Origin of the sequence: Stenotrophomonas maltophilia (assembly GCF_001274595.1) — a bacterium.
In the GTDB taxonomy this organism is placed as follows: Bacteria; Pseudomonadota; Gammaproteobacteria; order Xanthomonadales; family Xanthomonadaceae; genus Stenotrophomonas; species Stenotrophomonas forensis.
Genome location: NZ_CP011010.1, coordinates 1939512 through 1952376, shown reverse-complemented (window position 1 = coordinate 1952376; position 12865 = coordinate 1939512). Strand labels below are relative to the sequence as shown.

Genomic DNA, 12865 nt, shown 5'->3' with positions numbered 1-12865 from the left:
AGACCATGAACCAGACCCTTCGTTTTCCTGCCGAGTGGGAAGCCCAGAGCGGCGTCCTGATTGCCTGGCCCACCGCCGACACCGACTGGGCCGAGCGTCTGGGCCAGGTGGAAGAGACCTACATCGCCCTGGTCGCGGCCATCACCCGCTTCCAGCCGGTGCTGATCTGCGTGGCCGACGACGACGTGGAGACCTATGCCGAGATGCGGCTGCGCTCCAACCGCATCGACATGGACAAGGTCCACTTCACCACGGCGGCCTACGACGACACTTGGCTGCGCGACTCCGGCCCGATCACCCTGCGCCGCGCTGATGGCGGCTTCCAGCTGCTGGATTTCCGCTTCACCGGCTGGGGCGGCAAGTTCGACGCCACCCTGGATGACCAGCTGGTGGGCGTGCTCGACCAGGCCGGCGTGTTCAACGACGCACCGGTGCGCAGCATCCCGTTCGCGCTGGAGGGCGGCGGCATCGAGACCGACGGCGAAGGCACCCTGCTGACCACCTGGAAGTGCCTGCACGAGCGCCACCCGGACCGCGACCGCGCCAGCCTGAGTGCCGACCTGGCCGACTGGCTGCAGCAGGACCGCGTGCTGTGGCTGGACCACGGCTACCTGGAAGGCGACGACACCGACGCCCACATCGACACCCTCGCCCGCTTCGCCTCGGCCGACAGCATCGTCTACCAGGCCTGCGACGACGAGAGCGACTCGCACTATGCCGAGCTGCAGGCGATGGGCAACGAACTGGCCGCGCTGCGCACCAAGGATGGCCAGCCGTACCGCCTGTTCCCGCTGCCGTGGGCACAGCCGGTGATCGACGAAGGCCGCCGCCTGGCCGCGTCGTACGCCAACTACCTGATCGTCAATGGCGCGGTGCTGATGCCGGCCTATGGCGACCCGGCCGACGACCTGGCACGCGACGTACTGGCGCAGGCGCACCCCGGCCGCGAGATCGTGCAGGTGCCCTGCCGCTCGCTGATCTGGCAGAACGGCAGCCTGCACTGCATTACCATGCAGCTGCCGGCGGGGTTGTTGAAGGCTTAAGGATTGGTAGTGCCGGCCGCTGGCCGGCAACCATGCAATGCCTGATGGATCCACGGGATTGCCGGCCAGCGGCCGGCACTACCAGCACCCATTCAGCGCGCAACACGCCGTCGCCATCCATCCGCGCTAACATGCAGGTTTTCCCCCGCAGGAACGCCCCGCATGAACTCGCGCAGCCCCCTTACCGTCGCCCTGATCCAGGAGCGCAACCACGGTGACGCCGCCGCCAATCTGGCGGTGATCGAAGCACGCGTGGCCGAGGCGGCTGCGCAGGGTGCCAAGCTGGTGCTGCTGCAGGAACTGCACAACGGCCCGTACTTCTGCCAGCACGAGTCGGTGGACGAGTTCGACCTGGCCGAGCCGATTCCGGGCCCCAGCACCGAGCGCCTGGGCGCGCTGGCGAAGAAGCATGGCGTGGTGCTGGTCGGTTCGCTGTTCGAGCGCCGCGCCGCCGGCCTGTACCACAACACCGCCGTGGTGTTCGAGAAGGACGGCACCCTGCTCGGCAAGTACCGCAAGATGCACATCCCGGACGATCCGGGCTTCTACGAGAAGTTCTACTTCACTCCGGGCGACATCGGTTTCACCCCGATCGATACCTCGGTGGGCCGCCTCGGCGTGCTGGTGTGCTGGGACCAGTGGTACCCGGAAGCGGCGCGCCTGATGGCGCTGGCCGGTGCCGAGCTGCTGCTGTACCCGACCGCGATCGGCTGGGACCCGGACGACGTGCAGGACGAGAAGACCCGCCAGCGCGACGCCTGGGTGCTGAGCCACCGCGGCCACGCCGTGGCCAACGGCCTGCCGGTGCTGAGCTGCAACCGCGTCGGCCACGAAGCCTCGCCGCTGGGCGCGTCGGGCATCCAGTTCTGGGGCAACAGCCACGTGCTGGGCCCGCAGGGCGAATTCCTGGCCGAAGCCGGCACCGACGCCACCGTGCTGCTGTGCGATGTGGACCTGCAGCGCAGCGAGCACGTGCGCCGCATCTGGCCATTCCTGCGTGATCGCCGCATCGATGCGTACGGCGACCTGCTCAAGCGCTACATCGACTGAGCCGGAGCCCGCGCATGGCCGTCCTCATCCGTGATGCCGGCCCGGCCGACATCGACGCGATCACCGCGATCTACGCGGTGGAAGTGACCGACTTCGTCAACACCTACGAGTACGACATTCCGGACGCGACCGAGATGCTGCGCCGCATGCGCGACATCATCGACCGTGGCTTCCCCTACCTGGTCGCCGAGATCGACGGCCAGGTGGCCGGCTATGCCTACGCCAACACCTACCGCACCCGCGTGGCCTACCAGTGGACCGTCGAGAATTCGGTCTACGTCGATGCCCGTTTCCAGGGCAAGGGCGTGGGCACCGGCCTGCTGCAGGCCCTCATCGATGCCTGCGTGGCGCGCGGCTACCGGCAGATGGTGGCGGTGATCGGTGAACCGACCAACACCGCTTCGATCAAGCTGCACGAACGCTTCGGCTTTCACCTGGTAGGCGTTTTCAAGGGCCTGGGCCGCAAGCACGGCCGCTGGCTGGACACCGTGCAGATGCAGCGCGCGCTCGGCGATGGCGCTGACACCGCACCTTCCAATGAATGAACCCATGACTGAAACCCTTACCGAGACCGGCGACGACCTGTTCGCCGGCCAGCCGGTGCGTGTCGTCGAACGTGACGGCGTGCGCTACACCCTGCTGGGCACTGCCCACGTCTCCCGCGCCAGCGTCGAAGCCGTGGAAAAGGCCATCGACAGCGGCCGCTTCGATGCAGTGGCCGTCGAGCTGGACCCGCAGCGCCTGCAGGCGCTGAGCGACCCGGACACGCTGGCCAAGCTCGACCTGGTCGAGGTGATCCGCAAGGGCCGGGTGGCGCTGTTCGCCGCCAACCTGGCCTTGTCCGCCTACCAGCGCCGCCTGGCCGAACAGCTCGACATCGAGCCGGGCGCGGAACTCAAGCGTGCGGTGGAACTGGCGCGTGAGCGCAACCTGCCGGTACACCTGATCGACCGCGAGGTGGGCCTGACCTTCCGCCGCGCATCGCAGCGGCTGGGCTTCTTCGGCAAGCTGAAGCTGGTCGCCGGCCTCGGTGCCGGCCTGTTCTCATCCGAGGAAGTGGGCGAGAACGAGATCGAGAAACTCAAGCAGGGCGACATGCTGGAATCGAGCTTCGGCGAGTTCGCCAGCGAGAGCCCGGCGCTGTACGAGACCATCATCGGCGAGCGTGACCGCTACATGGCCACGCGCCTGCGCGAAGAACGCGACCCGCAGCAGCGCGAAGTGCTGGCCGTGGTCGGTGCCGGCCACCTGGCCGGGCTGGCGCGCTACCTGGAAACCGACACCGAGGCACCGGCGCCGCTGCGCGCGGAACTGGAGGCGGTGCCGAAGAAGCGCAACATTCCGTGGTTCACGCTGGGCATCCTGGCCATCGTGGCGACCGGCATCGGCGTGGGCTTCTATCGCGGTGGACTGGGCGTGGGTACCGAACTGCTGGCGACCTGGGCCATGTATACCGGTGGCCTGGCGGGCCTGGGCTGCCTGCTGGCCGGTGGCCATCCGCTGAGCATCCTCACCGCGATCGCGGTGGCTCCGTTCAAGCCGTTCCGCCTGAGCATCCCGACCGGTGCGTTCTCGGCGCTGGTGGAAGCGCGGCTGCGCAAACCGGCCTACGAGGACTTCCTGAAGCTGCGCGACGATGCGCAGAGCCTGAAGGGCTGGTACCGCAACCGCGTCACCCGGGTGGTACTCACCTTCATGCTGACCAACATCGGCAGCATGCTCGGCCTGTGGCTGACCACCTTCAAGGTTTGGGGCAAGGTCGCCGGCTGATTGCGTTGTGCCGCGTCGAGCCATGCTCGACTGCGCTCTGGCAGGTGCCAACCCTGGTTGGCGGAGCCAGAAAAAAAGGGGGAGGCCGCCCCACTACGACCGGCCTCCCCCACACCACAACACGTTGCCGCTGCTTGCGGTCGAGCAAGCTCGACCCCTACACCGGGGTACCCGCCACGACCTCCAGACCGCGCGCACGCCGAATCAGTCGCGTAACCGCACTGCGCAGGTCGTCCAGCACCGCGTAGATCGTCGGCAGGAACAGCAGGCTGACCACGGTCGAGAACGCCAGGCCTCCGGCGATCGCGCGCGCCATCGGCGCGTACTCCGGGCCATTGCCGAACATCTGCGTATTGGTCAGCGAGATCGGCACCATCGCCAGGATCGCCGTGCCCATGGTCATCATGATCGGGCGCAGGCGCTCGCGTGAGCCTTCCACCAGCGCCTGGGTGCGGCCCATGCCGCCGCGCCGCAGGTTGTTGATGTGCTCGATCATCACGATGCCGTTGTTCACCACCACGCCCATCAGCACCAGGATGCCGATGAAGGACATGATTCCGAACGAGGTGCCGGTGATCCAGAACAGCCAGAACACGCCGAAGATCGAGAACAGCACGCCGCTCATGATCGCCGCCGGGAACAGCAGCGATTCGAACACCGCCGCCATCACCACGTAGATCATCACCAGCGCGATGAGCAGGTTGAACACCATCTGCTGCATCGCCTCGTCGTCGTTGCCGTAGTCGCCGCCGTCGAAGGTGAAGCCGTAGCCGGCCGGGAAGTTCATCGGCTTGAGCACCGCTTCCATCGCCTTGCGGCCATCCGGCGCGGTGACCTTCTCGGCCAGGTTGGCCTTGATGGTCAGCGTGGTCTGGCGGTTGGTGCGGCCGATCTGGGTGGCGGACGAACCGACATCGACGGTGACCAGGCTCAGCAGCGGCACGCTGCGGCCATCACCGGTACGCACGCTGAAGCCGGCCAGGTCTTCCGGGCTGCTCTGCTCGGCACCGGCGAAGCGCACCCACACCGGCACCTCGTTGTCGCCGCGGCGGAACTCGCGCATCGGTGCGCCACGCAGCGCCAGGCCGACGAAGCTGGCCACCTGCTCGGCATTGAAGCCGAATGCCGCGGCACGCTCGCGATCGACGCGCACCTTCAGTTCTCCGCCCTTCTCGCCGTTGTCGATGCGCACGTCGCGCAGCTCGGCGCGCTGGGCCAGCAGCGGCACCACTTCCTGGCCGATCTCCTGCAGCATCGAACTTGAGTCGCCGACCAGCTGCACCTGCACGCCCTGGTTGCCACCGCCGCCACCGTCGCCGCCCTGGTTGCCGACGAAGTAGTCGGTGCGGGCGGACTTGGGCAGGCCCTTGCGCAGTTCTTCCTGCAGCGCCTTGATGTCCTTGGCGTACTTCTCGTCCAGGGTGACCACGGTCGAGCTGCCTTCCTGCTCGCTGTACCAGGAGTAGACCTGCTTCACATGCAGGCGCTCGCGGTTCTGGTCGATCCAGTTCTCCACCCGTGCCACTTCATCGGACATCTGCCGATAGGTGTAGGCGCCCTTCCACATGTAGCCGATGAAGATGTCCTTGCCGCCATCACCGCCGAACATGTCGATCTTGGTCAGCTTCATCGGCACCAGGCTGACCAGCACCACCAGCACGATGCCGAGCAGGCTCCAGCCGCGATGGTGCAGCGACCAGTCCAGCAGCGTGGCATAGCGGCGCTGCAGCCGGGCGATCATGCCGGTCTGCGAGTGCACCAGCTTGGGCGTGGCCATGCGCGCGGACAGCATCGGGATCAGGCTGACCGCGACCAGCCACGAAGCCAGCAGCGAGACCGAGATGGTGATCGCGATCTGCGACATGAAGATGCTGATGTTGTTGGTCTCGCCGAACAGGTTCGGCACGAACACGATGCAGTGGCACAACGTGCCCGCGCTGAGCGCGATGGCCACGTTGCGGGTGCCGATGATCGAAGCCAGCCGCGGCTGCCCGGGCATGCGCTCGCGTTCCTGGTAGATGCTCTCCACCACCACCACGGCGTTGTCGACCAGCATGCCCACCGCCAGCAGCAGGCCCATCATGGTCAGGATGTTCAGCGTCACACCGACGAAGTACATGAAACCCAGGGTGATGGTGAAGCAGATCGGGATCGCCAGCGTCACCATCAGCGTGGACGGCCAATGGCGCAGGAAGAAGAACAGCACCGTGATCGACAGGATCAGGCCGACGGCACCGGCCTCGGCCAGCTCCAGCAGCGATGACGTCACCGCCTTGCCCTGGTTGTCGATCACCTTGATCTGAACGTCGCGCATCGACGCCTCGGCGCGGATCGATTCGACCTCGGCCAGCGCGGCACGCGAGACCTCCACCAGGTTGGCGCTGCGCTCCTTGAAGATGTCCAGGCCGACCGCCGGGTTGCCGTCCAGGCGGCGCCCGTAGTTCATGCGCGCCGGCTTCAGCCGAACATCGGCAATGTCGCCCAGACGCAGGCCCTTGGCGTTGATCACCAGGTCACGCATCTCCTGCAGGTCGGTGATCTCGCCCACCGGCTGCACGCGCACGCGCTGGCCGTTGTCATCGATCTGCCCGGCCGAGATCGAGAAGTTCAGCGTGCGCAGGCGCTCGCTCAGCTCGTTGATGCTCAGCCCGTGCGCGTTGAGCCGGTTCGGATCGATGGCAATCTCCACCTCGTTCGGCGGCGCGCCGGTGATATCGACGCGCGCCACGCCCGGAATACGCTCGATGCGCCGCTTGAACTCGCGGTCAAGCATGTCATAGGCGGTGGTCAGGTCGGTGGTACTGGCCAGGCGCACCTTCAGGACCGGCTGGTCGCTGCTGGACCACTTGAACACGTTGTAGCGCTGCAGGTCGTCGGGCAGGTCGCTGCGGATCGCATCGATGCGCTCGCGGGCATCGGAGGCGGCGATGGCGATATCACGGTCCCAGTCGCTGAACTCGATGTAGATCAGCGCCGCTTCGGAGGTCGCCGACGAGCGCATGCGCTTGATCCCGGTCATCGTCGCCAGCGACTCCTCGACCGGGCGGATGATGGTCCGCTCCACTTCCTCCGGGGTCGAACCGGTGTACGGGATCTGCACGAACAGGAACGGCGCGGAGATGTCCGGCAGCGCTTCCAGCGGCAACCGGAACGAAGCGATCAGGCCGATCACCACCAGCGACACGAAGCACATGATGGTGGTGACCGGACGGCGGATGGAGAACTCGGCAACGCTCATGCCGGTTCCTCCGCACCCGCCGCGCTGCCGGCGGCACCCGGCTCGATCTCACCTGCGTGCTTGCGGCCGCGTTCACGGTAGTACGCATCACCGCGACGATCCATCAGGTCGTACACCACCGGGATCACCAGCAGGGTCAGCAGGGTCGATACCAGCAGGCCGCCGATCACGGTGATCGCCATCGGCGCGCGTACTTCGGCACCCTCTCCCATCGCCACCGCCAGCGGCAGGAAGCCGAACAGCGTGCACAGGGTGGTCATGATGATCGGCCGCAGGCGCGAGCGCGCCCCCTCCACGAGTGCCTCGTGCTTGGCCACGCCGGCCTCGCGCAGCTGGTTGACCTTGTCGATCAGGATGATCGCGTTCTTGGTGACCAGGCCGACCAGCAGGATCAGGCCGATGAACACCACCACCGAAATCGGCTTGCCGGTCAGCATCAGCGCCAGGATCGCACCGACCAGCGCCAGCGGGATGGTGAACAGGATCACGAACGGATGCAGCAGCGACTCGAACTGCGAAGCCATCACCAGGTAGACCAGGAAGATCGCCAGGCCGAAGGCGAAGATCAGCGACTTCGCCGCCTGTGCCAGCTCCTCGCCCTGGCCGCCGATATGCAGGCCAACGCCCGCACCCAGCGGCTGCTCGGCCACCATCTGCTGCACTTCGCGCATGGCCGCGCCGAGATCGATGTCGCGCAGGTTGGCCGACACCACTGCCACGCGTGTCTGATCGGCACGATGGATCTCGCTCGGACCGGTGGTGGCGACCACATCGGCCACCGCGTCCAGGGTGACCGGGCGCGTGCTGCCCGGGTTGACGATCAGCCGACGGATGCTCTCCACGCTGGCGCGATCACCTTCCTGCGCCCGCACCAGCACGTCGATCTTGCGGTCGCGGAAGCTGTAGCGGGTGGCGACGTCGCCGCGCACCTTCTTCACCACCACATCGGCGATCTGGCGGGTGGTCAGGCCCAGCGCACCGGCACGTTCCTGGTCGAAGCGGATCTGGATTTCCGGGAAACCCTCTTCCACTGTCGACTTCACGTCGGCGTAGTGCGCATTGCCGCGCAGCATCGCCGCCAGGCGCTGGCCGGCCACTTCCAGGGTCGCCATGTCCTGCCCGCGCAGTTCGATTTCCAGCGGCGTGGAGAAGCTGAACAACGCCGGCCGTGCGAAATCGACCTGGGCGCCCGGATGCTGGCCCATGGTGCCGCGCAGGCGTTCGGTGATGGCCGCTTCGGTACGTGCGTTGCCGCCGCCTTCCATCACCACGGTCAGCTTGCCGATGTTCTCGCCGCTTTCGGTCGGGCTCGCATCCAGCCGGGTACCACTGCCACTGACGCCGTACAGCGATGCCACACCCTCGCCCTTGCCGTGTGCCAGCTGCAGTTCGCGCACCAGCGCATCGGTCTGCTTCAGCGGCGTGCCGGCCGGCAGCTTCACCGTCATTTCGAAACGGTCCTGCGCCAGCTGCGGAATCAGGTCGGCACCGAGCATCGGCACCAGCGCCATGGTCGCCACGAAGATGATCGTGGCCACGCCCAGCACCTTGCCCGGGTGGGCCAGCGCGCTCGGCAGCAGGCGCAGATAGCCGCGCTCGGCACCCGCGTAGGGCTTCATCGCCAGATCGCTGGCCTTGCGCATCACCGGGCCGACCACCGCCACCACGCCGCGCCACAGGCGTACCACCAGCCAGGCCAGCGCATAGAAGCCCCAGCGCACGGTCGCGACGACGCCACGGCGGCCCAGCGCGACCGGCTTCTGCCAGCGGTTCTGCGGCTGCCACGGTTCATTCGGTGCCTCTTCCGGGAACGCCAGCGGTGGCCGTCCCTTCAGCGAGCTCAACATCGGGATCAGCGTCATCGACACCAGCAGCGAGATCGCGATGGCGATCGCCACGGTCAACGCCTGGTCGCGGAACAGCTGGCCGGCGATGCCGTCGACGAACACCAGCGGCAGGAACACCGCGATGGTGGTCAGGGTCGAGGCGACCACGGCCATGCTCACTTCGCGGGTACCGGCGATGGCCGCCTGCAGGATGCCCAGGCCGCGCTCGCGCGCCTTGGCGATGCTTTCCAGCACCACGATCGAGTCGTCCACCACCAGGCCGGTGGCCAGCGCCAAGCCGCCCAGCGACATCACGTTCAAGCTCAGCCCCAGCTGGCCCATGAAGAAGAACGTGGCGATGATCGAGACCGGCAGCGACAGGCTGATCACGAAGGTGCTCCAGCCATCACGCAGGAACAGGAAGATGATCAGGATCGCCAGCAGGCCACCGATCACCGCGTCCTTCTTGACGTCGGCGATGGCGTGCTCGATGAAGCGCGACTGGTCCTCGATGGTGGTCATCTCGACGTCGGCCGGGAACGTGCCCTTGATCTGCTCCAGGCGCTTGCGCAACGCCTCGGCGGTGGACACGGTGTTGGCGTCGCCTTCCTTGTAGATCGCCAGCTCGACCGATTCCTTGCCGCCCAGGCGGATCACCGCTTCGCGCTCCTTGTAGCCCTGGCGCACGGTGGCCACGTCCTTCAGGCGCACCGGCACCCCGTTGGCGATCACGCTGGACCCGCCGCCGGACGATGCGCTCTGCGCCGCCGAGGCCGCCGCGATGGCCGCCGCCGAGCCGGTCGAGGCGGCGATGTTGAACATCTGCTGCAGCGCCGAATCCGCCGCGCTGCCATTGCTTCCCTGGGTGGTGACCAGCAGGTTGCGGATCTCTTCCAGATCGGCGAACTGGTTGACGGTGCGCACCAGGAAACGCTGCGAACCTTCTTCCAGGCGGCCGCCGGAGATGTTGATGTTCTCGTCCTTCAGGCGCTTGATGACGGTGTCGATCGGCAGGTTCAGCTGGGCCAGCTTCTGCTGGTCGATGTCGACCTGGATCTCGTCTTCCAGGCCACCGCCGACCTTGACCGCGGCCACGCCGGAGACCGGCTCCAGCTTCTTCTTCAGGTCTTCATCGGCATAACGGCGCAGGCCGGTCAGCTCGCGGATCGCATCGGCATCGCTGGCCGGCGCGGTCTTGCTCGACAGCACCAGGCGCATGATCGGCTCGGTGGACGGGTTGAAGCGCAGCAGCACCGGCGCCTTCGCCTCAAGCGGCAGGTTCAGCGCTTCCATCTTGTCGCGCACCTCCAGGCTGGCCTGGTCCATGTTGGTGCCCCAGGCGAACTCCAGCACCACGTCGCTCTGGCCGGTGCGCGAGACCGACTTCAGCTTGCGCAGGTTCTTGACCACGCCCACCGCTTCTTCGACCGGCTGGGTGATCAGGGTTTCGATTTCGGTGGGCGCCGAACCGGTGTACTCGGTACGCACGGTCAGCGTCGGGTAGCTCAGGTCGGGCAGCAGGTTGACCTTGAGGTTGCCCAGCGCGATCAGGCCGAACAGCAGCAGGGTGACCGTGCACATGGCGATGGTCACGCGGCGGCGGGTGGCGAATTCCACCAGGCCGCCGCGCAGGCCGGCGGCGGCGCCGTCGCTCGCCGGCGAGGCACCGTGGTCGTGGCCCGGGGCGGTCATTGCTTGCTCCCGGCCTTGTCTGCCGGCGTGGCGGACGCTGCGACCGTCTTCGCCTTGGCCTTCGGATCGGCGATCACCTGCACCGCGGTGCCGTCGCGCAGGGCGACCTTGCCGGCGGTGACCACCTGATCACCGGCCGCCAGGCCATCACGGATCTCCACCCACGGGCCCTCGGCGTAACCCAGCTTGACCGGAACCCGTGCGACCTTGCCTTCGCGCACCCGGAACACCGCCGGCTCACCGTCGTCGAGCAACGAAAGGCGCGGCACCACGAGCGCATCGGCACGCTGGTCGTAATCGATGCGGATGCGGCCGAACATGCCGGGCTGCAGCGCGTGCGCGGCACCGTCGAAGGCGCTGACCACGCGAAACGTGCCGCTGCCCGAATCGACCACCGGTGCGATGCGATCGACGGTGCCGGTGAAACTCTGGCCCGGCAGCGCATCGGCAACCAGCGTCACCGGCTGGCCGGCACGCAGGGTGGCCAGCTCGCGCTCGGGGACGTTGAGCGTGGCTTCCAGCCGCGAGTTGTCGACGATGCGGAAGATCGGCGTGTTGATCTGCACGAAGTTGCCGGTCTTGATCGAGCGCGATGCGATGACGCCGGAGATCGGTGCCACCACCGTGGTGTAGGACAGTTCCAGCGTGGCCAGGCGGTACTGCGCGCGGACGTTTTCCAGGTCAAAGCGCAGCTGGTCGACGTCGGCGGCGCTGACCATCTGCTGGCCAACCAGCTTCTGTGCGCGCTGGTAGTTGTTTTCCAGCTTGCGCATCTGCGCTTCACTCTGGGCAACGGCCAGGCGTGCGCGGTCCGGGTCCAGCCGCACCAGCGGCTGGCCGGCGGTCACCCGCTGCCCTTCCTCGACCAGCACCGCCAACGCCACGCCGGAGGTCTTGGCCACCACCTGCGATTCGGCGCGCGGTTCCAGTGCGGCGGTGCCGGTGTAGCTGGCCGCGACCGCGCGGTGGCTGGCCACCGCCACTTCGACCGGGACCGCATCGACCTTCTTCTCCTCCTTGGTCTCGGCGGCCTTGGCTTCGGAATTGGGCCCTGCGGCGCAACCGCCCAGCAGCAGGGAGGTGGAGATCAGCAGTGCGGCAGCGCAGATTCCGCTGCGACGGCCGGACAGGAAGGTTGGGTGCGACATCGTCGGGTCCCTGGAGGATGCGTGGACAGGTGTGGTAGCAAAGTAATGCACCACTTCACGGCCACACCATATCCCAAAGGTCATGGTGTCTTCACGCCGCTGGTCGGCCCACCCCCATTTCAGCTAGATGAAACCTGGGGCTATACTCGGGGCGTTCCGTACCCCACGCCGGAACGACCAGACCCGAATCCCCGGAAACGACACCATGCGCCCGCAGCCGCTCGCCGCTTGTCTCGCTCTGGCCGTCCTCCTGCCCCTTGGGGCCGCCGCACAGCCCGCTCCTGCTCCTGCCACACCTGCCCCGGCCCCGGCTCCCGCCGCTGCCACGGCACCTGCCGCCCCTACCGGCAACTTCGACAATGGCCGCGTCCTGGCCTACACCTGCCAGGGGTGCCACGGCATCACCGGCTACAAGAACGCCTACCCCAGTTACCGGGTGCCGAAGATCGGCGGCCAGACCCAGCAGTACCTGGCCCAGGCCCTGACCGAGTACCGCCAGGGCAAGCGCCGGCATCCAACGATGCAGGCGCAGTCGATGAGCTTCAGCGAACAGGAGATCGCCGATCTCTCTGTTTACCTGTCCACCGTCAAGTAAGGCCCGCCCATGTCGAAAGCCGCGCATCCGATGCGTCATGCCATCGCCCTGTCCGTTGCCCTGCTGCTGGCCGCCTGTTCGCAGTCGCAGGTGGAAAACAGCGAAAAATCCGCCGCCGACCCGGGCCATGCCAGCGGCGAACACGGTTCTTCTTCATCGGCCGGCCTGCCTGCGGGCCGCGAGGCCGCCGGCGAAGCCCGCGCCAAGGTGAAGGGCAAGGCCACCAACCAGAGCTGCATCGACTGCCACGGGGCGGACGGCAATGCGCCGATCGATGCGACCTATCCGAAGCTGGGTGGCCAGTACGGTGACTACCTGGCGCACGCCCTGCAGGCCTACCGTGCCGGTGACCGCCAGCATGCGCTGATGACGCCGCAGGCCAAGGATCTGAGTGATCAGGACATCGCCGATCTGGCGGCGTACTTCGGCAGCCGGCCGAGCCAGCTGCGGGATCTGCACGGGGTCAAATGACCGCTGGCCCCCCGGTGGGTGCGGACCTAGGT

General features: G+C 67.2%; 9 protein-coding genes. 6 read left to right on the top strand and 3 right to left on the bottom strand.

Annotation, left to right across the window (positions count from 1 at the left end; translation table 11 throughout):
- Positions 1–5: 5 nt before the first annotated feature.
- The 4 genes from VN11_RS09160 to VN11_RS09145 all read left to right on the top strand — a co-directional run bounded on the left by VN11_RS09160 (position 6) and on the right by VN11_RS09145 (position 3863).
- A complete protein-coding gene (locus tag VN11_RS09160; RefSeq protein ID WP_053449516.1) occupies positions 6–1043 on the top strand; it encodes an agmatine deiminase family protein in 1038 nt (345 codons plus the stop codon).
- Between the two features lie 162 nt (positions 1044–1205).
- Positions 1206–2093, top strand: a complete 888-nt coding sequence (locus VN11_RS09155) for a carbon-nitrogen hydrolase (protein WP_049442792.1) — start codon at positions 1206–1208, stop codon at positions 2091–2093.
- A 14-nt stretch (positions 2094–2107) separates the two neighbouring features.
- Positions 2108–2638: a GNAT family N-acetyltransferase gene (locus tag VN11_RS09150; RefSeq protein WP_049457844.1), complete on the top strand. Its 531-nt coding sequence runs from the start codon at positions 2108–2110 to the stop codon at positions 2636–2638.
- Complete coding sequence (locus tag VN11_RS09145; RefSeq protein ID WP_053449515.1) at positions 2631–3863, top strand: TraB/GumN family protein; 1233 nt, start codon at positions 2631–2633, stop codon at positions 3861–3863. Before VN11_RS09150 ends, VN11_RS09145 begins: the two co-directional genes overlap by 8 nt.
- 157 nt (positions 3864–4020) lie before the next feature.
- On the opposite strand, the gene VN11_RS09140 is transcribed toward VN11_RS09145, so the two are convergent.
- From VN11_RS09140 to VN11_RS09130, 3 genes are read right to left on the bottom strand one after another with little or no spacing between them, the layout of a single operon-like run.
- Positions 4021–7101 carry an efflux RND transporter permease subunit gene (locus VN11_RS09140; protein WP_053449514.1) on the bottom strand — a complete coding sequence of 1027 codons (3081 nt, stop codon included), beginning with the start codon at positions 7099–7101 and terminating at the stop codon, positions 4021–4023.
- Positions 7098–10619: an efflux RND transporter permease subunit gene (locus VN11_RS09135; protein ID WP_053449513.1), complete on the bottom strand. Its 3522-nt coding sequence runs from the start codon at positions 10617–10619 to the stop codon at positions 7098–7100. The genes VN11_RS09140 and VN11_RS09135 overlap by 4 nt, the downstream gene beginning before the upstream one ends.
- The gene (locus tag VN11_RS09130) at positions 10616–11767 is read right to left on the bottom strand and encodes an efflux RND transporter periplasmic adaptor subunit (protein WP_008266938.1); all 1152 of its coding nucleotides are present in this window, start codon (positions 11765–11767) and stop codon (positions 10616–10618) included. The genes VN11_RS09135 and VN11_RS09130 overlap by 4 nt, the downstream gene beginning before the upstream one ends.
- A gap of 205 nt (positions 11768–11972) precedes the next feature.
- Between VN11_RS09130 and VN11_RS09125 the strand changes: the two genes are divergently transcribed.
- Both VN11_RS09125 and VN11_RS09120 read left to right on the top strand, forming a co-directional pair.
- The gene (locus VN11_RS09125; RefSeq protein WP_053449512.1) at positions 11973–12362 is read left to right on the top strand and encodes a c-type cytochrome; all 390 of its coding nucleotides are present in this window, start codon (positions 11973–11975) and stop codon (positions 12360–12362) included.
- A 9-nt stretch (positions 12363–12371) separates the two neighbouring features.
- Positions 12372–12833, top strand: coding sequence for a c-type cytochrome (locus VN11_RS09120; protein ID WP_006430887.1), 462 nt, complete (start codon positions 12372–12374; stop codon positions 12831–12833).
- Positions 12834–12865 lie beyond the last annotated feature (32 nt).